The following is a 20,739-nucleotide window of genomic DNA, read 5'->3' as shown; positions in this document are numbered from 1 at the left end:
CCTGACGGTGCGTCGGGTACGGGCGGGTGGTCAGTGGGGCGCGGGGGACGAGAGCGCAGCGCCGAGGCCGTGCAGGACGGGCAGGGCGTGCAGCCCCTCGGCCACGGCCTCGACGTCGAAGCCCATGCGGTGGCCGACGGGCCGGCCGATGAGCTCGGCGGCCCGGTTGGGCGGCAGCTCGCCGGTGGCGGGGCGGTCGTCCTCCCACACCATGACGGCGCCCCAGCGGTTGCCGTCCCGGTCGGCGATCCAGAACTTGGCGCGCAGTCCGGGGACGTCGGCCCAGTCGTCGGCGACCCCGTCCCGCAGGTGCGCCCGCAGCGAGTCGACGGTCTGCGGTGAACCGTCCAGGTCCCACCAGGCGATCTCCAGTCTCACCGGGCCAGAACCCCCCGCAGCGCGTCGGCGAGCAGCCGGGGCCCGTCCATGGTGAGCACCGACTCCACGTGGAACTGGAAGGACGCGAAGCGGCCGCCGCGCAGCGCGTCCACCTCCCCGGTGGCGGGGTCGCGGCTGACCGCCACCCGCCCCACGCCCGGCACGTCGTGGTGGGCGGCGTGGCTGACGGCCGAGAAGGTGTTGTAGAAGCCGACGCGCTCCGGTCTCCCGAACAGGTCGATGGACCGCTGCACGCCCTGGTTGGGCTCGTCCCGGGCCACCAGCTCCAGACCCAGCCGGAGGCAGAGGACCTGGTGGCTGAGACAGACCGAGAGGAACGGCATGCGGTCGCGCAGCAGCCGCGCCGTCGCCGCGTCCAGGGCCGTGATCTTCGGGTCGGTGAGGGCGCGCGGGTCTCCGGGCCCCGGGCCCATCACGACCAGGTCGAAGCCGGCCGGGTCGTGGAGCTCGTCGTACCGCGCGACCTGCGCGGTGGGGCCGAGGGCTTCGAGCTGCTGCACGATCATCGCGGTGAAGTCGTCCTCGGCGTCCACCACCAGGATCTTTGTGCCGACCAGGGACGGCACCGTCAGGGAGCCCGGCTCGGTGGAGGCCAGCCAGAAGTCGGCGATGCCGGTGTTGCGTCCCCCCAGTGCCGCGCGGATCGCCGGGTGGTCGGCGAACCGGGTCGTGCCGGGCACGGCGGGAGACGCCTGAGGGCCCGGTTCTTCCGCCTCCAGTGCGTGGAGCAGCCCGGCGGCCTTGGCGCGGGTCTCCGCGGCCTCCGCCTCCGGCGACGAATGCCGCACCACGGTCGCTCCGACCGCCAGTCGCATCCGGCCGTCCGGGGTGATGTCGGCGGTGCGGATGAGGATGGCGGAGTCCAACGACCGCTCGCCCGAGGCTTCGCGTCCGATCAGGGCGGCGACCCCGCTGTAGTAGCCGCGGCCCTGCGGCTCGTAGCGCGCGATGACCCGGGCCGCGCTCTCCACCGGGCTGCCGGTGACGGTCGGCGCGAACAGCGTCTCGCGGAGGATCTCCCGTACGTCACGGCGGGTGTGTCCCTCGATGAAGTACTCGGTGTGGGCCAGGCGTGCCATCTCCTTGAGGGCGGGCCCGGTGACCCGGCCGCCGTCGGCGCACACCCGGGACATCATCTTGAGTTCCTCGTCGAGCACCATGTAGAGCTCGTCGGTCTCCTTGCGGTCCTGCAGGAAGGCGGTGAGGCCGTCGAGGGTCGGTCCGCCGGGCGGGTAGCGGTAGGTCCCGCTGATCGGATTCATCACGGCGCGGCCGTCGCACACGGAGATGTGCCGTTCGGGGGTGGCGCCGACGAACACCCGGCCGTCGACATGGATGACGAACGTCCAGTAGGCGCCGGCCTCCCGTTCGGTCAGCCGCCGGAAGACCGCCAGCGCGCGGTCCGGGGAGTAGTCGCTCAGGTCGGCGAGCAGGGTGCGCCGAAGGACGAAGTTCGCGCCCTCGCCGGTGCCTATCTCGTCGGCGACCACGCGCCGCACGATCTCGGCGTACTCCTCGTCGGAGAGGTCGAAGCGGCTTCCGGTGAGGTGCACCGGCACCGGGGAGAGCCGCTCCAGGACGTCCTCCAGCGGCAGCGAGGCCTGCTCGTTCACGGTCAGGGCGATCAGGGGCGCCCCGTCGTCGGGCGCCGCGAAGCCACGCTCGGCGAGCTGCCTGTAGGGCACCAGGACCAGGGCGTCATGCCGCGGGGCGCCGGGGGCGCCGGACGGCAGCGGCAGCCGTGCCAGCGAGTCGGGGTGGGATACTTCGCCCAGCAGGACCTCGACGGTGTCCGGGTCACCGCTCTCGGGCCGGTGCAGCAAGGCGAAGGCGGGCGGCCGCTCTTCGGCGAGCAGCCGGTCGAGGAGGTCCGTCCCGCCGCGCCCCGGGGTGTTCATGCGAACACCTGGTCGCTCAGGACGACCACCCCGCACCGCTGGGCGACGTACTCCAGCGTCCACCGGTGCTGCCGGGCGGAGAAGTCCGCGACGGCGTCGGCGGCGAGGAACACCTGGATGTCGTGGCTGAACGCGTCGATCGCGGTGGCCAGTACGCCGATGTGGGCGTAGACCCCGCACAGCACGATCTGGTCGCGGCCGGCGTCGCGCAGCCGCTGTAGCAGGTCGGAGCGGTAGAAGGCACTGTAGCGGCGCTTGGTCAGCAGCCAGTCGCCGTCCGCCGGGGCCAGCTCGTCGACGACCTCGCGGTCCTCGGGGGAAGTGCGCATGCCCGGCCCCCAGAAGTCGGCCAGCAGCCCGCGCTCCTCGGAGGTCATGCCACCGGGCTGCGCGGAGTAGGCGACGGGTACACCCAGCGACGCGGCTCGCTTGCGCAGTTGGGCCGCGTGGTGGACGAGCCCGGCACGCAGCGGGTCGGACAGAGGGCGCAGGAAGAAGCGCTGCATGTCGTGGACCACCAGAGCCGCACGGTCCGCGGCCGGCGTCCAGTCGGCCAGGTTCGCCGGGAGGCTGTCCTGCGTGGGCAGGTCGTACGGGGCGATGGCGGGGATGCCCACCATGGAACGGCTCCTTTCGGTGCGGGAGGGGTGCAAGCGGGCGCGCCGCGTCGTCGCGGGAGGCGGCGGACCTGGTGGCCGGTGGGGGCTCAGAGGGTGCGGGCCCACACGGAGACGAGTTCGACGCTCTGCCCCGGGTTGAGCCGGGGGTCGCAGAAGGTGGTGTTCCGGTCGCCGACGGAGCCCAGCTCGGACGCGTCGGCGGCGCACTCGGTGACGTCGTCGGGGGTGCTCTCGAGGTGCAGGCCGCCGTTCACGCCGTCCGCCTTCGCCATCACCTCGTTGAAGTCCTGGATCTCACCTGTCATCGCGTCCAGCAGCCGGGTCTTGTGTCCGTCCGGGCCGGTGACGGTGTTTCCGTGCATCGGGTCGCAGAGCCACACCACCGGGTGTCCGGCGGCGCGGACCGCCTCCACCAGCGGGGGCAGTCGGCTGGAGACGAACCCGTTGCCCATCCGGGCGACCAGTACCAGCCGCCCCGGCTGCCGGTCCGGGTCGAGCCGGTCGGCCAGCGTGCGGATGTCCTCGGTGGTGGTGCCGGAACCGACCTTGCAGGCGACCGGGTTGACGACGGCGGACAGCATCCGCACGTGCGCGCCGTCCGGGTGGCGGGTCCGCTCCCCGGCCCACGGGAGGTGGGTCGAGCCGAGAAACATTCCGTCCGGGCCCGCCGGCCGCAGCATCGGGACCTCGTAGTCGAGGAGTAGTGCCTCGTGGCTGGTCCACACCTGTTCGGCGTCCGGGCGGCCCTCGTTGAGCAGGCGGAGTTCCCGGACGATGTCGCCGGCCGCCCGGTAGCAGTTGAGGATGCGCTCCGGGTCGGGGCGCCGGTTGCCGGGTTCGGGGGCGTTGACCATATGGCCGCGAAAGACCTGCACGGTCACGCCGTCGACCTCTTCCACGGGCTTGGACCGGGGCTTCGCGAACTGCCCGGCGATCCGGCCGATCCGCAGGACCGGTTTGCCGACGACAGCCCGCGCGGTGTCGGCGAGCCGGTCCAGCAGCTCGGCCTTGCGCCGCACATGGTGTGGGGTGGACTCGGCCGGGTCCTCGGCACAGTCGCCTGCCTGCACCAGGTGGGCGCGGCCGGCCGCCACCTCGGCGAGCAGCCGCCGCAGCCGCACGGCCCCTTCGGCGGTGACCAGCGGCGGTTCACCGGAGAGGGCATCGCGGACCCCCCGTACCCGGGCCGGGTCGTCCCACTCAGGTTGTTGAAGGGCTGGGCTCGCGTGAATGTCATGAACGGTGGTGCGCACAGTCTCCCCCTGCGGCATGGAAAATCGAATGTCGGACAGCGGGCGTCAGGTGGGAATGCCGTCCCGGCGGACCGAGGGAACCTCGATGCCGAGGGCTCTGAACTGCTGGCACGGGTTCATGAATTCACGCTGCTGCTTGATCTTTCCGTTCTCGAACAGGAAGGAGTGCAGGAAGTGGTTGCGGTAGATGCCGGGCTCGTATCCGGGGAAGAGGATCCGACCTTCTCCGTCGCACTCCACCCAGAAGCGGTCGGGGTCCTGGGTGTCGAAGATCTCGACATTGGTCCATACCCAGTCCGGGAAGCACTTGAGCGACCAGACGGCGTGCTCGCCGAGCCGGTCCCGGCCGTTGATGACGATCGGCTCGCCGGTCTCGGTCGTCCACAGACCGCCGGTGCCGTCCTCGGTGAAGAGGAGATGCCGCTCCAGGCGGTCCTGGCCTCGGGTGTTCATGTACTGGGCGACGATGGCACGGTTTTGGTCGCGGACCTCGTTCTCGTCGGACATGCGCTCTCTCGCTTTCCGTGAGGGGGAGTGCGGCTGCTGTGCGGCGACATGCGTGGGCCGCTCGGTGGCGCTGGGAAAGAGGTACGCGGCGCGGAAGGGGCGAACGCCGGGCTCGGGTCCGCGTCGGGCGGTTCGCGGTGCACCGGGCCGGCCGGTCCGTACGGTGCTGGTGCCGCGGCAGGCAATGTTTGCCCGTCAAGGAGCGGCGCCATGGGGGTCCCCCTGCTCGAGCGAAGCCGAGAGCTTGGGGGAGCGTGCCGGGAGTCGCGACGGGGCGAACGTTGCCTGTCGCGGCACTAGAGCATCATGGTCAGCTCGCGGGGGTTCCTGCCGACCAGCGCGGCGCCGTAGGCCTGCTGGGGAACGCCCATGCCGAATCCCGCGTGGCGGCTGCCGACGCCGACGTCGCGCCAGATCCGTTGCAGGGGGTTGGCTTCGTCGAAGGCGGAGGAACCGTACACCGAGACGATCTCCTCGACGACGACGCGACATCGCTGGACGGCATGGGTGGCGTCCATCCGGGCCCGGGCCCGCACGTCCAGGGACGGATTCTCGCCCGCCTTCGCGTGGTCGTCCACCGAGTCGGCCAGCCGCCGGGCGTGCAGCACCGCGGTGTCGAGTTGGGTGGCCGCCTCGGCCAGACCCAGCTGGGCGGCGGGCGAGTCCGCCTGGCTGGCGTAGGTGGAGCCGGCCACCCGGCGGGTCGGCGCATGCTCCAGCGCGTACTGCAGGGCCGCGCTCGCGCCGCCGATCATCGAGCCGATCAGACCGACCATGAACACGCCGGTCAGGCTGGAGCGATAGGGGCGGTCCGCCGGGACCAGCCCGTCCGTGTGACCCGTAAGGAGCGGCCCGTACGGCAGGAGGCGGTGGGCGGGTACGAAGACGTCCTCGGCGACGACGGTGTTGCTGCCGGTGGCACGCATGCCAACGAAGTGCCAGGTGTCCCGGATACGCACGTCGGCGGCCGGCATCAGCGCCATGTGCGGCTGGGGGCCGGTGCCGGTGTCCGCGAGGACGAGGCCGCCGATCCAGTCGGCGTGCGTCGACCCCGACGCGTACGGCCACTCACCGCTGACCCGGACACCGCCGTCCGCCTTCTCCACGGTCCGTACAGGGGCACCCAGGATGAGTGCGGTGCGGGCGTCGGGGTGACCGGCCCACACCTCCTCGCGGGTGCGGTCGGGGTAGAGCGAGACCACGAAGTTCCCGACGTTCAGCACACCGGTGACCCAGGAGGTCGAACAGCAGCCGCGGCCCAGCTCGACGCAGACCTCCAGCAGGGTACGGACCGGGGTCTCGTGGCCGCCCAGTTGCCGGGGGGTCAGGAGCCTGATCAGGCCGGCCGCGGTGACACGGGCGACGAGATCGTCGGGCAGCCGGCGTGCGTGGTCGGAATCAGCCGCGTTCTTCCAGAGTTCTTCCCGGAGTTCGGCAGCCCTGCCCACGAGCTCGGCATTCGAAATTTCGGAGTAGTTCCCTGAGCCGCGCAATGGCATTTCCTTTCCAGATTCCCTGGACACGGACACCCCGACGGGGATGAGCCTTCCGGCTTCGGACAGCCGTTTACCCCTTCCGCCACGGCATCCTACGTGGACGACATCTGGGCGACCACCCGGAAGAACGCGCCGCAGATACGAAATTCGACATTCCACTTCCCGGAAGCGGGCGCCATTCACCCGGCGAAACAGGGGAATTGCACATCCCGTGCCGCACGCCCCGACCGGAAGCGGCTGATCGCATAGCGTACGCCCCGGGCGACTGAGGATTTCCCTCAGTTGAACACCGCTGCTCGGATCACTTACAAGCGCTTCCGCAAACCGCCCGGCAACGATCAGAGCCGACCGCTCCATACTCAATCATGACCCAAGGCGCCGCTCGGTCCGCGCCTTACACACAGGACCGCCGTATGGTAATCCCTTTGGTTCGGCAGCGCCTGAAGAAGGCCCCTCCACCCCGGGAGACGCGCATGAAAGAAAACACGGAAGAGACCTATGATTTCGCCACCGCCGACTTCAACGCCGTCTATCTCGGAGGTGAACTCCTGGGAGACGCAGGTATCACCAGGGCACCCTGGGACATCGGCGAGGCGCAGCCGGGTGTGATTGAATTCGAGCGGCGCGGACGAATACGCGGCGACGTACTGGACGCCGGGTGCGGCTTGGGTGACAATTCCATTTTCCTGGCCTCGCACGGATATCGGGTCACGGCCGTCGACGCCGCCTCGGCGGCGATCGAGCAGGCCACCGAGCGGGCCGGCGGCGCGGACATCGAGTTCGCCGTCGCCGATGCCACCAGCCTGGCCGGGTTCGAGGACCGGTTCGACACGATCCTGGACAGCGCGCTGTTCCACACCCTGGACGCGGACGGCCGTCGCCGGTACGCCGCCGCGCTCCACCGGGCCGGCCGGCCCGGAGCGTGGCTCGACATGCTGTGCTTCGCCGCGGTCCCCGGCGGTATGCCCGAGCCTCTGTCCGTGCCGGAGGAGACGGTCCGTCAGGTGCTGGAGGAGGCCGGGTGGTCGGTCACCGAGCTGCGCCGGACCACCTACTGGGGCGTGGCCGAGGTGACCCTGGGCTTCCTGGCGAAGACCGGCACACAGGTGGAGATCGACGACCAGGGGCGGACCCAGCTTCCGGTCTGGTCCATCCTGGCCGAGCGGATCTGACGAGCACAAATCGGCAGAAAGAGGTCTACCCATGGCTACCACCGTCAAGCCCGTGAAGCTGGATCTGGACCGGCTCGAAGCGATGGCGGAGTCGGACTACTACAACCCCTACACGATCTTCGACTGGCCGGAGACCCTTGAGAAGGACCTTCCGTGGATGAGCGAGGAACTCGTCACCCTGGCCGGGACCGAGGAGTGGGACGCGCTGACGCGTGAACAGCAGCTCGCGCTGACGCGGCACGAGGCGGTGAACTTCTTCAGCCTCAACGTACATGGCATCCGCGAACTCCTCAGCGAGGTCGTGCTGCGCATCCACACCAAGACCTACGCCGATGCGTCGGAGTTCCTGCACCACTTCATCGGCGAGGAGAACGAGCACATGTGGTTCTTCGGGACCTTCTGCCTGAAGTACGGCGGGAAGGTGTACCCGCCGGTGCCGCAGGTCGGCATGAACCGGATCGAAGGGGTGGGCGACGCCGCGACCGAGCTGGTCATCTTCGCCCGCATCCTGATATTCGAGGAGCTCGTCGACCACTTCAACGCCCTCATGGCCACGGACCAGGCCCTCCCCGAGATCGCACGAGAGATCAACCGGGTCCACCATCAGGACGAGAGCAGGCATGTCGCCTTCGGCCGCCACCTGTTCGGCAAGCTCCTGGAGCAGGTCAGGGAGACCCGGCCGCAGGACATCCCGGTGCTCGCCAAATACCTGGAGTCCTACCTCGAGTACAGCGTCCGCAGTCTGTACAACCCCGCCGTCTACCGCGACGCCGGTCTGCCCGATCCGCTGGAGCTCCGGCGCCGGCTGCTGGAACACCCGGCACGGCACGCCGCGCACGACCGCATCCTCAACCGCACCCGAAAGTTCCTCGCCCGTAACGGCCTTCAGGTTCAGGGGACCCCCGCATGAGCGACGACAAGATCTCGAAGATTCTCGACTTCATCCACCAGCGCAACCCCGAGGTGGGCGAGCTGGGCCTGGACGACGACCTGATCGACCGCCGCGCGGTGGACTCGCTGGCGTTCGTCGAGTTCCTCTACCTGCTGGAGGAGCTGAGCGGCGAGGTCATCGACCCCGAGGAGATCGACGTGGACGACTTCCGCACGCTGCGCTCCATCGAGAAGCGGTTCCTGGCCGGAGCGGCGACCTGATGGCCGGCGCCACAGGCACGACGGACACCGGTCTCGGTGTCCTGGGACCCGACGAGCTCCGTCTCCTGCGGGCGTTCGATTCCCTGGTGCTGTCCTGGGCGCAGAAGGCGGAGGCCCAGGAACGCCGCTACCCGTTCCTGATACAGGCGGGCGATCTGGAGGACATCGACTACTACGAGAACTTCCCGCACCTGGGTCTGGCCGCCGCCTCGGCCGACCCGGGCCGGCTGGCGGAGCTGCGGGCCGGCGCCGAGGAGCCACTGCGGGAGCTGCCCGCGTCGGTCCTGAACGACACTGGTCTCGCACTGCCTTCGGCGGCGTGTTACTCGGTCTACTTCGACCTGCGGGGCCGGACGCTTCCCGCGGAGGAGCACCGGGTCACGACGGCGGCCACCTGTTTTCGCAACGAGACGCACTACGAGGGCCTGCGCCGGCTGCTCGGATTCTCCATGCGCGAGATCGTCTTCATCGGGACGCCGGAGGGCGCCACGGACCACCTGGAGCGGTTCAAGGGGGTGGTGCTGGGGCTGGCCGACGTGTTGGGGCTGAAGATGGAGACGCAGGTCGCCACCGACCCGTTCTTCGACCGCACCGGGTCGCGCGCCACCATGCAGCGGCTGTTCCCGGTGAAGGAGGAGTTCGTCGTCGACGGGCTGGCCATCGGCTCCGTCAACTACCACCGGAACTTCTTCGGGGAGCGCTGCGCCATCGCGCTGCCCGACGGCCGGCCGGCCTCCACCAGCTGCTGCGCTTTCGGCCTCGAACGGTGGGTGCACGCCCTGACCACACGGTTCGGTGACGCCCGAGCGGCCGCCGAGGCGTTGCTGGATTCAGCCTGAGCCGCCCGGCCGCGGCACCCCAGCGGAACGCGGCCCGTCCGGCCCGGCCATCGGGCCGCCCTTTCGTCCGACTGCTCCCGCCCGAGGTGAACCGATGACCAACACGACCGTGGACGACGCCATCGAGACCGGCATGGTCCGGGTGAACGACGAGGTGTCGCTCACCTACGAACGACGCGGATCCGGCCCCGACGTGGTCCTTGTCAACAACTTCTTCATGGACCGCAAGTCATGGCGGTCGTACACCGCGAGCCTGGCCTCGACCGCGCGGCTGACCTCCTACGACCTGCGCGGCCAGGGCGACTCCGGTCCCCAGGTGGGCGAGCCGGTGTGGGAGGACCACATCACCGACCTGAAGGCCCTCTTCGACCACCTGGGCCTGGAGAAGGCGGTGCTCGTGGGCACCTCGTTCTCCACCCTGGTCTGCCGGGACTTCGCCGTGGCGTACCCCGAGCGGGTCCACGGGCTGGTGCTGGCCGGACCGGCGATGAGCCCGCACGGGCCGCAGCGCCTGCGCAGGATCACCAAAGCCTGGCTGAAGACCCTCGACACCAACGGACTGGGCGTTCTCTACGACCAGTTGTACCCCCTGGTCTCCGGCGACGAGGCGGTGGAGGCGGCCGGGCCGATCGGGTTCATGGGCCGTAAGCAGAACTTCCTCGGCATCCACACCGTGGAGTCGCTGCGGGCCGGTCTGGCGGTGTCGGTGAAGGCGCCGCTGGATCCGGACATCATGACCCGGGTGAAGCAGCCCACGTTGCTCTTCGTGGGCGGCGACGACTTCTCGCTGAGCACCAGCGCGGTGGAGGACATGTCCAGGCTCTTCCCGGACACCACGACCGTCACCGTGCCGCGCGGCGGCCACCTGGCGTTCCTCGAGGAGCCCGAGTGGTTCCAGCGGGAGGTCGTGAAGTTCATCGAACGGGTGGCCGGGCCGGGTGACTGAGCGGCCGACGGCCACGGGGCCCCCGAGCGAATGGCTGCTCGGGGGCCCCGGGCGTCCCCAGCGGGTCCTGCTGGAGAGCGTCCCGGTCACCCCCGCGGACAGCACCGCCGCGCAGCATCGGGCCGGCCGTGCCGCGGCCGGGACGGTGCTCCGGCGCGCGGGCAGCGCGACGACCGTGGTCGGCCGCCGCCGCAGCGGCGCCCCGGTCTTCCCCGACGGCTACCCGGGTTCCGTCACCCACGCCCATGGTCTGGCCGTGGCCGTCGTCGCGCCGGGCGCGCGGGCGGTCGGCGTCGATCTGGAGTTCCGGCTGCCCGAGCGGCGCCTGCACCGGTTCCTCCTCGACGACACCGAGCGGGAACTGCTGTGGCCGGACGGCGGCCGGGAGCAGCTGCGGCGTCTGTTCGCCGCGAAGGAGGCCGCGTTCAAGGCGCTGACGGACTGCCACGAGGCGCACGGCGGTCTCTTCTGGCGCGTCCGGCTCCGGTCGTACGGCGACGGCCTGTGGGCCCGGGCGGGGGGTCGGTACGCAGTGGTACACGACGTCGTCACCCCGGCCTACGCCTTCGCGGTGGCGGTCGGCGTCGGCGGGTCGTCCGGCCCCTGGTGCCCTCGGACCTCGGCGGATACCCGCAGCGACGTCGCGCCATAACCAAAAGTTAGGCAGCACCAAAAAACTAGGTCTTGGACTTCTGGCTCAGCGCTCACGACCATGAACAGCGGATGGCGGCGCCGTCGATGCCACCCCCGTCCTCGACGGCGCCGCCATCCGTCCGACGAAAGGAACCCACAGCGTGACTCCTCACCCCCGGACCGACGCCCCGTGGGGCGACCAGGCGGCGACGAGCAAACTCGCCGGGAGCGTACGCGGCCCGGTCCTGGCTGCGGGCGACGACGGCTACGACGAGGAACGCGTCCGCTACCAGACCTTCCGGCCACATGCCCCGGCCCTGGTGGTCGGCGCCGTCGACGACGAGGACGTACGGCTCGCGGTGGAGTTCGCCGCCGCGCACGGCCTGCCGGTCGGTGTGCAGGCGACCGGGCACAGTCCGGCCCTACCCGCCCGGACGGGCGTGCTGATCAGCACCCGTCGGATGAACGAGGTGCGGATCGACCCGGCCTCCCGTACCGCCCGGGTGGGCGCGGGAGTGACCTGGCAGCAGGTGGTGACCGCCGCCGCCCGGCACGGGCTGGCGCCGCTCAGCGGCAGTGCGCCGCACGTCGGCGCGGTGGCCTACACCCTTGGGGGCGGCCTGGGCCTGCTGGCCCGCCGGTTCGGGTACGCCGCCGACCATGTCCGGCAGATCAGTGCCGTCACCGTGGACGGCCGGCTGCGGGAGATCGACGCGGACCACGAACCCGAGCTCTTCTGGGCGCTGCGCGGCGGCCGGGACAACTTCGGCATCGTCACCGGCATGGACGTCGGCCTGGTACCCGTGGAACGGCTGTACGGCGGCGCTCTGTACTTCGACGGCTCCCTGGCCGAGGAGGTCATGAACGCCTGGCTGGACTGGACCACCGGTGTCCCCGAGGAGATGACCTCCTCGCTCGCGCTGGTCCCGCTGCCCGATCTGCCGTCGCTTCCCCCGCCGCTGCGAGGCCGGTACGTGGTCCACGTGCGCATCGCCTTCCTCGGCGAGGCAGGCGAGGGCGAGCGCCTGGTCGCACCGCTGCGCGCCCTCGGCCCACGACTGGCCGACACCGTGCGGATCCTGCCGTACACCGAGTCCGGCACCATCCACAACGACCCGGTCCCACCCGCCGGGTACAGCGGCACCAACGCGATGCTCAGCGGGCTGGACGCGGACGCTGTGCGCCGGGTGCTGTCCCTGACCGGGCCCGACGCACCGGTCACCAGCATCGTGGAGGTGCGCCAACTCGGCGGTGCCATGGGCCGCGCGCCCGAGCCGGCGAACAGCGTCGGCAACCGGAACGCCGCCTACCTGCTCGCGGTGCTCAACCGGGTCACGCCGGAAACGGCCGACACCGTCCAGACCGCCCACACCCGACTGACCGACACCCTGGCGCCGCTCACCACCGGACGGTCCCTCAACTTCCTCTACGGCGCCCACGCCACCCCCGACCAGGTGGCCATGGCCTACTCCCCCGACGACTACCGGCGGCTGCAGCGGCTGAAGGCGGTGTGGGACCCAGCGAACCTGCTGCGGCACAACCACAACATCCCGCCGGCCGACGCCCCTCGGTAGCACCGCGCTCCCCGACCGATCCGCTCGACAATCAGAAGGAACCCAGATGCATAAGAAATGGTGGACGCTGCTGGGGGTGTGTGGCGGGACGTTCATGCTCCTGCTCGACACCACCATCGTCTACGTCGTGATGCCCGACATCCAGAAAGACCTGGAGGCCAGCTTCGCCGACCTCCAGTGGGTGATCGACGGTTACGCGCTGGCGCTGGCGGCCCTGCTGCTGACGAGCGGGACGATCGCGGACCGGTTCGGCCGCAAGCGGCTCTACTCGATCGGCGTCGTCCTCTTCACGCTCGCGTCGCTGCTGTGCGGCATGGCGCAGTCGCCGCTGATGCTGGTCCTCGCCCGGGTCCTCCAGGGCGTCGGCGGCTCGGTGATGTTCGCGACCGGCCTGGCACTGCTCGCGGGCGGCTTCGAGGGCAAGGAACGCGGCATGGCGTTCGGAGTCTGGGGCATGGTCACCGGTCTCGCCTCCGCGATCGGCCCGGTGGCCGGCGGTCTCATCTCCAGCGGCATCAGCTGGCGGGGGATCTTCCTGATCAACGTGCCGGTCGGCATCCTGGTCGCCCTGATCATCTCGCTGCGGGTGGACGAGGCCAAGTCGCCGTTCGCCCGCCGGCTGGACTGGCCCGGCTTCGTCCTGCTCACCGCGGGCCTGGCCACCCTCGTCTACGGGCTGATCCTCGCCGGTGAGGACGGCTGGAGCGATTCACGCGCGCTGACGTTCCTGATCGTCGGCGCCGTGCTGCTACTGGCCTTCCTCGTGGTCGAATCACGGGTCGAGCAGCCGATGTTCGACCTGAAGCTGTTCCGCATCCCGACCTTCGTCGGCGGGTCCATCGCGGCGTTCTCCATGAACGGCTCGCTGTTCGCGATGTTCCTCTTCCTGGCCATCTACTTCCAGGAAGTGCTCCAGTACTCGTCCCTGGAGACCGGTGTACGACTGCTGGCCGCCTCACTGTCGATGCTGGTGGCCTCACTGGTGGCCGGCCGCGTCAGCGCGAAGATCCCGGCCCGCTTCCTGATCGGCGTCGGGCTGCTCATGGTCGGCGCGGCCCTGCTGCTGATGGGCGGGGTCGACGAGAACACCGGCTGGGAGCACTTCATCCCCGGCCTGGTGCTGGGCGGTGTCGGCGCCGGTCTGGTGAACCCGCCGCTCGCCTCCACCGCGGTGGGCGTCGTCGACTTCTCCCGCTCCGGGATGGCCTCGGGTGTCAGCGGCACCTTCCGGCAACTCGGCGTGAGCACCGGTGTCGCGGTCCTCGGTTCCACCTTCGCCGTGATCATCAGCGACCGTCTCCGCGACGGTCTGGCGGGTGTCCCGGGGGTGGGCGAGCGCAGCGACCAGCTCGCCGCCCTGGTACGGGGAGGCGAGACCGACCAGGCCGTGGCACTGGTGCCCGAGGCACAGCGGGAGACCGTGAAGCGGCTCGCCGTCGACGGCTACGTCGACGGTCTGAACACCCTGCTCACCATCTCGGCCGGACTCGCGCTGCTGGGCGGCCTGCTGTCCCTGGTGCTGATCCGGGCTGCCGACTTCCAGGCCGCGCAGGCTCCGAAGGCCCCCGCGCCGGACGCGGACAGCCCCGCGACGGTGGCCGCGGAGCGCTGACCCCGACTCCTCAACGACGTATGCCGTCGGCGCCGACTCCGGTCGGCGCCGACGGCATACGCGCGACGGCGAAGCGGTTTCAGTCGGCGGCGGTCTTGCCGGCCGAGACCAGGCCCTTGTCCGCCGGAGCCCCGAAGGAATCCTGGCAGTGCACGAGCAGTTCGCGCAGCGCCGGGCTCTTGGTGGGCGCGGAGACCAGGGCCAGCACCGCGGCGATGTCGGCGTCGGTGATGGGCACGGTCCGCAACTGCGGGTGCTGGGCAAGCATGGATTCGGACAGAACCGCCACGCCCAGTCCGCGCTCGGCGAGATGGACCACCGCGCCCGGCGCGCTGGCCTGCAGGGCCACGGTGGGCGTCAGGCCTCGTGCGGCCGACGCCTGGTCCAGCACGGCCCGGATGCCGGTGCCCTTGGGCAGGCAGATGACGGGGTAGGCGCTCAGTTCGGCGAGGGTCACGCCGTCCTCCGAGGCCAGCGGATGCCCGGGCGGCACCGCGGCGACGATCGCCTCGCTGATCACCTGCTGTCCGTCCAGGTCCTCCGGCGCCCGGCCGGCCGCGCCGATCAGCGCGAGGTCGACGGTTCCCTCACGGACGTAGTCGACCAGCTTGGCGGAATCGTCCTCGACGAGGCTGATCTCGACCCCGGGGTGGGCCAGATGGAAGCTCGCCAACGCTTCGAACAGCGGCGTGACCGTACACGCTGTCACCATGCCGACGACCAGCCGACCGCGCACCAGTCCGTTCATCTCGTCCACGGCGTGCCGGAGCGCCTCCACGGCGGCCAGCACCGCGCGTGCGTGGTGGAAGGCCACCTCTCCCACCGCGGTGAGTCCCGCGCTGCGGCCGGACCGGTCGATGAGGGTCGTGCCCAGGCTGTTCTCCAACTGGCGGATCTGAGCACTGATCCCTGGCTGGCTGACATGCACGCGCTCGGCGGCCCGGGTGAAGTTGGATTCCTCTGCCACGGCCAGGAAATATTTTAGCTGCCTGAGCTCCATAACCTCTGATTATAGAGGCGATCGGGATGATTGATTGGACTTGATATGAGCCAACGTTAGAACATTGGCAGGCCGGAATTCGGTCCCAGGAAAGGAACGTCGTGCCCGAGAACGAGAAGGCCCTGAAGCCGGAGGATCTCACCCGCCTCTTCGTGGAACGCGCCAACGCCGGTGACGCCACCGGCCTCGCCGCACTGTACGAGGAGGGGGCGGTGATGGCCTACCCGGCCGGCAGCACCACAGTGGGCCGGGAGGCCATTCGCGAGCTGTGGGAGAAGGTGCTCACCCACGCGCCCCACTTCGAGGCGGAGGAGCCGCTTCCGACTCTCGTCTGCGGCGACATCGCCCTGACCGCCACACCACCGAAGGACGGTTCGGGCGCTCGCGCCCAGGTGGTCCGCCGACAGCCCGACGGCAGCTGGCTGCGCATCATCGACCAGCCGGAGTTCCGTCCGCCCACCAGCTGACGGCCCTCGACCGTGTCGCACAGATCCACCGAGCCCATCTGGCCCGTTATCGGTTGTTGACGCACCGATCGGGGCGGATATTCTGCCCAGCAGGTTCTAAGCCAACGGGGGGCTGACCTACATGGCACGCACACGAAGTGGTCATGCGTTGTGGCCGGATGCCCGGCCCAATCCATTCCCGGCACGCCCGTTCCTCGCGGCGATCTCACCGCGGCATGCCTCGCGGGCGGCCCGGTTTCCCATGCCCTCGCGCTGTCGGTGCAACCACGCTCCCGGCCTGAGCGGCTGAGCGGCACCCATACACCCAGTCGGATCGGACGGTACCGCGCGGTCGTCCCCGCGGTACCGCCCTCCGGCCCGCGTGTCCATCTCATATCTGTTCACCCCAGTACAACGGATCGTTGAAAAAGGAGAATGAGAATGGCTCTGCCCGAAACCAGGAGGCTTCCGTCCCCAACATCCGCAACATGCGATTCGGCCGAACTCTGGAACGCCCAGGCAGACACGATCCCCGTTGTTCGGGTCGCTCTCGACGCGCTGGTGACCGACGACTCACCGCGCCTGGCCGGTGAGAACGAGGAGCATGTCCAGCAACTCGCCCAATGCGTCTCACCCCTTCCGCCGATCATCGTCCACCGCGCCACCTCGCGGGTCATCGACGGCGTCCACCGGCTGCGGGCCGCCCGGCTCAAGGGCCGGACGCACATCGACGTCCAGTACTTCGACGGCGACGCGGCCGAGGCCTTCCTGCTGGCCGTCAGCCGCAACGCCAACCACGGTCTGCCGCTGAGCCGTTCCGACCGCAACGCCGCCGCGCTGCGCATCATGCGATCCCATCCCGAGTGGTCGGACCGGATGATCGCCACCGCCGCGGGGCTGTCGCCCAAGACGGTCGGCTCCATCCGCAGGCGTTCGGGTGATGCGCTTCTTCGGTTGAACGTCCGCATCGGTCTGGACGGCAAGACTCGGGTCGTGGACACCGCGGAGCGGCGCAAACTCGCGGGCGAGTACGTACTGGCCCACCCCGACGCCAGCCTGCGGGCGGTGGCCAGGGAGAGCGGCCTCTCCCTGGCCACCGCCCGTGATGTTCGTGAGCGAATACAGAACGGCACCAGCCCGTTGCTGCCCGCCCGTCGCGGCAGCCAGGCCGGCGCGGCCGAGGACCCGTCCGCCGACGAGGCCGACAGCCTCGCCTCGATCGCCATGGCCAAGACGCTCGTCACACTGAAGCGGGACCCCTCGGTCCGCCTCACCGATCACGGCCGCTTCCTGCTGCGGTTACTGGACACCAACGCGGTGGCAAGCAACCGGTGGGGCGAGCTGGTGGACCAGATCCCGCCGCACTGGGTGGGACAGGTGGCCGCCGCCGCCCGTGAGTTCGCCGCCGCCTGGCGGCAGGCGGCGGCACAGTTGGAGGAGCGGGCCCGCACCGTCGACGACGCCGGGGACAGAAGGACGGTGGACACCGTTGCCTGACGGAACGGTCCGAAAAGACAACACGCTTTCCCTAAAGTGGCTGTTTCTCTAAGCTTTCCCCATGTCAATTCTGGTGACCGGGGCGACCGGTAAAATAGGCCGGCACATTGTGCGCGAACTGCTTGCCGCCGAAAAAGATGTCCTCATACTCACCCGCTACCCGCAGAAAGTCGAGCCGCAGCCCGGACTGACGGTAATCCAGGGGGACCTGACCTTACCTGAAGGTCTTTCCGCGACACTCAGCCGTGTCGAAAAGGCATTCCTCTTCCCGGTTCTGCCCGCCATCGGCCCGTTCGCGGAGGCGGCCCGGAAAGCGGGAGTGCGCCGCGTCGTCCTGTTCACCGGCGCATGGGCCGCCGGACTCACCGAGCGCGACCTCGGGTCCTGGGTCCTGCCGCGTTACCGGGCCGCCGAGGACGCGCTGGCCGGCAGCGGCGTCCCCGAGTGGACGGTGCTGCGGCCGGCGCCGTTCGCGACCAACGCCCTGTGGTGGGCCGCTTCCATCCGTGACGAGGGCGTCGTCCGGCTGCCGTATCCGGACGCGGTCTGCCCCGTGATCCACGAGGCGGACATCGCGGCCTCGGTGGTGGCAGCCCTCCTCGGCGACGGTCGGCACGGCGCCCGCCACACGATCACCGGTCCCGCGCTCGTCTCCCAGGCCGAGCAGGTCGCGGCGATCGGGGAGGCCATCGGGCGCTCGCTCCGGGTGGAGCGGATACCGGCCGAGCAGTGGCGGTCGGACGCGGAACGGTTCCTGCGTCCTGGCATCGCCGGCGACTTGCTGCGCGAGTGGTCCGAGACGGCGAGGGATCCCTCCACCGCGCTGCCGGTGCTGCCGGCCGTCACGGAGCTGACCGGACGGCCCGCCCGTAGCTTCACCCGGTGGGCGGCCGACCACACCGCCGACTTCGCGGTTGTGTGATCCGTACGTCCTCCGCCCCGGTACGGCCGACTTCCAGAAGGGCTCACCATGGAGTACACCCAGCTCGGCCGCACCGGCCTCAAGGTCTCCCGGCTCGTCCTCGGCACCATGAATTTCGGGGTGCACACCGAGGAGGCGGAGGCCCACCGCATCCTCGACACCGCTCTCGACCTGGGCGTCAACGTCGTCGACACGGCGGATCTGTACGGCTGGCCGGAACAGCCCGGCCGGACGGAGACCATCATCGGCAACTGGCTGGCGCAGGGCGGCGGACGCCGCGAGCGCGTCGTACTCGCCACCAAGGTCTACTCGAAGACGGGCGACGGACCCAACGAGGGTGGGCTGTCGGCGCTGCACATCCGCCGCGCCGTGGAGGCCAGCCTGCGGCGGCTGCGCACCGACCACATCGACCTGTATCAGATGCACCACGTGGACCGGTCGGTCCGCTGGGAGGAGATCTGGCAGGCCATGGAAGTCCTGGTCACCCAAGGGAAGATCACCTACGTCGGCTCCAGCAACTTCGCCGGCTGGCACCTGGCGGCGGCGCAGGAGTCGGCCGGCGCCCGCGGTCTCCTCGGCCCGGTCAGCGAACAGTCCGTCTACAACCTGCTGGAACGCACGGTCGAGCTGGAGGTGGCCCCGGCCGCCCTGCACTACGGCGTCGGGCTGCTGCCGTGGTCCCCACTGCACAGCGGACTGCTCGGCGGCGTGCTGCGCCAGGAGCGCAGCGGCATCCGGCGGACGGCCGCCCGGGCCGCCGCCGCACTGGCGACCCGGCGCGAACAAATCCAGGAGTACGAGGACTTCGCCGCCGAGCTGGGCCACGAGCCGGGGCATGTGGCACTCGCCTGGCTGCTGGCGCAGCCCGCGGTCACCGCGCCCGTCGTCGGCCCCCGAACACTGGATCACCTGCACAGCGCGGTCGCGGCGCTGGACGTGCGGCTTGAGCCGAAGGCGCTGGACCGACTCGACCAGATCTTCCCCGGGCACCGGCCGGCGCCGGAAGCCTACGCCTGGTGACCCGGGACAGCCGGCGCGATCGAGCGGACGATGTCGGCCGGCACGGCCATGGCCGGTCGGCCGCGGCTGTGCCGTCGGATCCCGTGGACGAAGGGGTCGACCCTGGACTTCCCGGACCTCGCGGGACTGCTCGATTCGGGAGTCAGGCCTCGGCCAGCGGGTTCGGCAGGGGCACATAGCGGGCGTCGGCGCCGTCCGCCCGGGTCCAGCGGAGCAGCAGGTTGGTCTTGCCCGGGACGGTGGGTGAGGAGAGCAGGGCCGCGATCTCGGGGAGGTCGTGGTCCGCGCCGCAGCGCTGGAGTTCGCGTCGTACGGCGGGCCAGGGGTCCGTGCCCGGGAACCGCTCGGCGAGCAGGGCGGCCAGCTCGGCGAGGTGGTTGACGATCAGGCAGTACACGAGCCGTTCCCAGCCGGCCGCGCGGGTCACCCCCGGCAGCAGTTTCACTCCCTCGGCGTCCCGGAACAGTGCCTGGACGGGCGTGCCGGCGGCGTCCACGGCGACCAGGGTGTTCTGCAGGTGGGCCTCGACGACGACTCCGTGGCGGGCGAACGCCTCCAGCACCGGGGGCACCACCTGGCGGAGGTAGGCGGCCCACCAGGCCGAGGGCTCGGTCAGCCGGTCGAGCGGGTCGCCGTCGAACCCCTCCACCAGGGCGGCGGCGAGCAGCGGCGTCGCGCCGGGGACGAGGTGGTCGCGCAGTCCGTCGCGGACCAGGACGGCGAGTTCCTCGAAGGCGAAGTCGGCGGTGCGGTAGCCGCGGTCGCTCAGCCAGGCGGCGGGCCCCGGCTGCGCCGCGAAGGCGGCGGCGGTCGCCGCGTCGGTGGCACGCATCTTGAGCAGGTCGTGCTTCCACAGCCGGCGGATGTCGTTGGTGATGCGGACGTCGAGGCTGAACTTGACGAACAGGTCGCCCTCGGGGGCGTACAGGGTACGGACCGCGGCCGTCGGCCAGAACGGGCGGGCGGTGGGTCCGAGGCGCAGGAGCCGGCCGTCCGCGAAGGCGTCCCGGATCTCCCGGCCGGCGCCGGTCAGGGTCGACTGCCAGGGGTGGGCGGGCAGCAGCCGGTATCCGGCGGGGGCCCTGCCCAGGGTGTCGAGGGCCCTCGTGTCGCCCTCCTCGACGACCATGTCCTCCCGCACGGCGAGCAGTTCCAGCGGGAAGCGGGTGTACGCCTCGGGCGCGTAGGGCAGCCAGCCGGTGACCGGGCCGCCACCACGGGTCTTGGGCGCCGGGTGGTACGGGTGCCCCGTGATCAGGGACTGTTCGGAACGCAGATACGGGTCCTCGGGGGGCGTCGCCCCGGCGCGGGCGCGCAGGAGGGCGGCGACCACGTCCCGGCTGTCGGTCATCTCCGCGGGCAGCTCGGAGTTGGCCGCTCCGGTGGACCGGCGCAGTTCCTCGGCGGCGAAGGCGACCAGTTCCCGGTGGGTGAGCCGGTGCCAGGCTCTCCCGGTGTACACCTCGGGCTCGACGGGGCGCCGCGTCCCCCGCACGCGCAGCATCCGGCCATCGGCGCGGAGCCGGTGGACGCCCGGTTCCGGTGTGGGTTCCGCCAGCTCGCGAAGGAGACAATTGAGCAACGGCGCGGCGGCGTACGCGTCGGCGGCCTCGTCCATGTCGCCCGCGGTGAACTGGGGGAACACGGTCGGCTTGTAGTCCACGCGATCCATCCGGTCCATTCGATTCATGCGGTGCACTGGTGATCAAGTATGTCCGCCGCGGCGGGTGATCACGACACAGTCCCCGTACCC

The 20,739-nt window shown here is 70.6% G+C and carries 20 protein-coding genes; 12 read left to right on the top strand and 8 right to left on the bottom strand.

What is annotated here, in order from left to right:
* Window positions 1–30: 30 nt before the first annotated feature.
* The 6 genes from OG410_RS32460 to OG410_RS32435 form a co-directional block, all read right to left on the bottom strand.
* Window positions 31–378 (bottom strand): hypothetical protein, encoded by a 348-nt coding sequence (locus OG410_RS32460; protein WP_329302358.1) that lies wholly within the window; start codon window positions 376–378, stop codon window positions 31–33.
* Window positions 375–2,297: an anthranilate synthase family protein gene (locus OG410_RS32455; RefSeq protein ID WP_329302357.1), complete on the bottom strand. Its 1,923-nt coding sequence runs from the start codon at window positions 2,295–2,297 to the stop codon at window positions 375–377. Before OG410_RS32455 ends, OG410_RS32460 begins: the two co-directional genes overlap by 4 nt.
* Entirely contained in the window at window positions 2,294–2,917 is a 624-nt protein-coding gene (locus tag OG410_RS32450; RefSeq protein ID WP_329302356.1) for an isochorismatase family protein, read from the bottom strand. The genes OG410_RS32455 and OG410_RS32450 overlap by 4 nt, the downstream gene beginning before the upstream one ends.
* A gap of 86 nt (window positions 2,918–3,003) precedes the next feature.
* Window positions 3,004–4,170, bottom strand: coding sequence for a 3-deoxy-7-phosphoheptulonate synthase (locus OG410_RS32445; protein WP_329302355.1), 1,167 nt, complete (start codon window positions 4,168–4,170; stop codon window positions 3,004–3,006).
* A gap of 45 nt (window positions 4,171–4,215) precedes the next feature.
* Entirely contained in the window at window positions 4,216–4,677 is a 462-nt protein-coding gene (locus OG410_RS32440; RefSeq protein ID WP_329302354.1) for a PhzA/PhzB family protein, read from the bottom strand.
* 296 nt (window positions 4,678–4,973) lie between these two features.
* Window positions 4,974–6,125 (bottom strand): acyl-CoA dehydrogenase family protein, encoded by a 1,152-nt coding sequence (locus tag OG410_RS32435; RefSeq protein WP_329302353.1) that lies wholly within the window; start codon window positions 6,123–6,125, stop codon window positions 4,974–4,976.
* Between the two features lie 521 nt (window positions 6,126–6,646).
* Between OG410_RS32435 and OG410_RS32430 the strand changes: the two genes are divergently transcribed.
* The 8 genes from OG410_RS32430 (at window position 6,647) to OG410_RS32395 (ending at window position 14,101) form a co-directional block, all read left to right on the top strand.
* Window positions 6,647–7,345 carry a class I SAM-dependent methyltransferase gene (locus tag OG410_RS32430; RefSeq protein ID WP_329302352.1) on the top strand — a complete coding sequence of 233 codons (699 nt, stop codon included), beginning with the start codon at window positions 6,647–6,649 and terminating at the stop codon, window positions 7,343–7,345.
* A 31-nt stretch (window positions 7,346–7,376) separates the two neighbouring features.
* A complete protein-coding gene (locus OG410_RS32425; protein WP_329302351.1) occupies window positions 7,377–8,255 on the top strand; it encodes a diiron oxygenase in 879 nt (292 codons plus the stop codon).
* Window positions 8,252–8,497, top strand: a complete 246-nt coding sequence (locus tag OG410_RS32420) for an acyl carrier protein (RefSeq protein WP_329302350.1) — start codon at window positions 8,252–8,254, stop codon at window positions 8,495–8,497. Before OG410_RS32425 ends, OG410_RS32420 begins: the two co-directional genes overlap by 4 nt.
* Window positions 8,497–9,336: a hypothetical protein gene (locus OG410_RS32415; RefSeq protein ID WP_329302349.1), complete on the top strand. Its 840-nt coding sequence runs from the start codon at window positions 8,497–8,499 to the stop codon at window positions 9,334–9,336. The genes OG410_RS32420 and OG410_RS32415 overlap by 1 nt, the downstream gene beginning before the upstream one ends.
* 94 nt (window positions 9,337–9,430) lie before the next feature.
* Window positions 9,431–10,282, top strand: a complete 852-nt coding sequence (locus OG410_RS32410; protein ID WP_329302348.1) for an alpha/beta fold hydrolase — start codon at window positions 9,431–9,433, stop codon at window positions 10,280–10,282.
* Entirely contained in the window at window positions 10,275–10,934 is a 660-nt protein-coding gene (locus OG410_RS32405; RefSeq protein WP_329302347.1) for a 4'-phosphopantetheinyl transferase superfamily protein, read from the top strand. Before OG410_RS32410 ends, OG410_RS32405 begins: the two co-directional genes overlap by 8 nt.
* Before the next feature lie 142 nt (window positions 10,935–11,076).
* Window positions 11,077–12,489: an FAD-binding oxidoreductase gene (locus OG410_RS32400; RefSeq protein WP_329302346.1), complete on the top strand. Its 1,413-nt coding sequence runs from the start codon at window positions 11,077–11,079 to the stop codon at window positions 12,487–12,489.
* Window positions 12,490–12,535: 46 nt separating this feature from the next.
* A complete protein-coding gene (locus tag OG410_RS32395; protein WP_329302345.1) occupies window positions 12,536–14,101 on the top strand; it encodes an MFS transporter in 1,566 nt (521 codons plus the stop codon).
* 79 nt (window positions 14,102–14,180) lie between these two features.
* On the opposite strand, the gene OG410_RS32390 is transcribed toward OG410_RS32395, so the two are convergent.
* Window positions 14,181–15,101: a LysR family transcriptional regulator gene (locus OG410_RS32390; protein ID WP_329302344.1), complete on the bottom strand. Its 921-nt coding sequence runs from the start codon at window positions 15,099–15,101 to the stop codon at window positions 14,181–14,183.
* Window positions 15,102–15,202: 101 nt separating this feature from the next.
* Between OG410_RS32390 and OG410_RS32385 the strand changes: the two genes are divergently transcribed.
* The 4 genes from OG410_RS32385 to OG410_RS32370 all read left to right on the top strand — a co-directional run bounded on the left by OG410_RS32385 (window position 15,203) and on the right by OG410_RS32370 (window position 18,986).
* Window positions 15,203–15,568, top strand: a complete 366-nt coding sequence (locus tag OG410_RS32385; protein WP_329302343.1) for a YybH family protein — start codon at window positions 15,203–15,205, stop codon at window positions 15,566–15,568.
* A 420-nt stretch (window positions 15,569–15,988) separates the two neighbouring features.
* Complete coding sequence (locus tag OG410_RS32380; protein WP_329302342.1) at window positions 15,989–17,044, top strand: ParB N-terminal domain-containing protein; 1,056 nt, start codon at window positions 15,989–15,991, stop codon at window positions 17,042–17,044.
* Window positions 17,045–17,105: 61 nt separating this feature from the next.
* Window positions 17,106–17,966 (top strand): SDR family oxidoreductase, encoded by an 861-nt coding sequence (locus OG410_RS32375; RefSeq protein WP_329302341.1) that lies wholly within the window; start codon window positions 17,106–17,108, stop codon window positions 17,964–17,966.
* 48 nt (window positions 17,967–18,014) lie between these two features.
* Window positions 18,015–18,986 carry an aldo/keto reductase gene (locus tag OG410_RS32370; protein ID WP_329302340.1) on the top strand — a complete coding sequence of 324 codons (972 nt, stop codon included), beginning with the start codon at window positions 18,015–18,017 and terminating at the stop codon, window positions 18,984–18,986.
* A 142-nt stretch (window positions 18,987–19,128) separates the two neighbouring features.
* Here OG410_RS32370 and OG410_RS32365 read toward each other — a convergent pair whose 3' ends face one another.
* A complete protein-coding gene (locus OG410_RS32365) occupies window positions 19,129–20,658 on the bottom strand; it encodes an IucA/IucC family protein (protein WP_443063821.1) in 1,530 nt (509 codons plus the stop codon).
* Window positions 20,659–20,739 lie beyond the last annotated feature (81 nt).

Origin of the sequence: Streptomyces sp. NBC_00659, assembly GCF_036226925.1 — a bacterium.
Taxonomy (GTDB): Bacteria; Actinomycetota; Actinomycetes; order Streptomycetales; family Streptomycetaceae; genus Streptomyces.
The sequence above is the reverse complement of the archived record's forward strand: the minus strand, read 5'-3'. Positions and strand labels throughout refer to the sequence as shown.

Bases quoted from the DNA above. Each gene is read 5' to 3' on its own strand.
- OG410_RS32365 (WP_443063821.1), bottom strand. From the start codon at position 20,658: ATGGATCGCGTGGACTACAAGCCGACCGTGTTCCCCCAGTTCACCGCG.
- OG410_RS32440 (WP_329302354.1), bottom strand. From the start codon at position 4,677: ATGTCCGACGAGAACGAGGTCCGCGACCAAAACCGTGCCATCGTCGCC.
- OG410_RS32390 (WP_329302344.1), bottom strand. From the start codon at position 15,101: ATGGAGCTCAGGCAGCTAAAATATTTCCTGGCCGTGGCAGAGGAATCC.
- OG410_RS32430 (WP_329302352.1), top strand. From the start codon at position 6,647: ATGAAAGAAAACACGGAAGAGACCTATGATTTCGCCACCGCCGACTTC.
- OG410_RS32370 (WP_329302340.1), top strand. From the start codon at position 18,015: ATGGAGTACACCCAGCTCGGCCGCACCGGCCTCAAGGTCTCCCGGCTC.
- OG410_RS32455 (WP_329302357.1), bottom strand. From the start codon at position 2,297: ATGAACACCCCGGGGCGCGGCGGGACGGACCTCCTCGACCGGCTGCTC.
- OG410_RS32420 (WP_329302350.1), top strand. From the start codon at position 8,252: ATGAGCGACGACAAGATCTCGAAGATTCTCGACTTCATCCACCAGCGC.
- OG410_RS32425 (WP_329302351.1), top strand. From the start codon at position 7,377: ATGGCTACCACCGTCAAGCCCGTGAAGCTGGATCTGGACCGGCTCGAA.
- OG410_RS32410 (WP_329302348.1), top strand. From the start codon at position 9,431: ATGACCAACACGACCGTGGACGACGCCATCGAGACCGGCATGGTCCGG.
- OG410_RS32380 (WP_329302342.1), top strand. From the start codon at position 15,989: ATGGCTCTGCCCGAAACCAGGAGGCTTCCGTCCCCAACATCCGCAACA.
- OG410_RS32395 (WP_329302345.1), top strand. From the start codon at position 12,536: ATGCATAAGAAATGGTGGACGCTGCTGGGGGTGTGTGGCGGGACGTTC.
- OG410_RS32450 (WP_329302356.1), bottom strand. From the start codon at position 2,917: ATGGTGGGCATCCCCGCCATCGCCCCGTACGACCTGCCCACGCAGGAC.
- OG410_RS32375 (WP_329302341.1), top strand. From the start codon at position 17,106: ATGTCAATTCTGGTGACCGGGGCGACCGGTAAAATAGGCCGGCACATT.
- OG410_RS32415 (WP_329302349.1), top strand. From the start codon at position 8,497: ATGGCCGGCGCCACAGGCACGACGGACACCGGTCTCGGTGTCCTGGGA.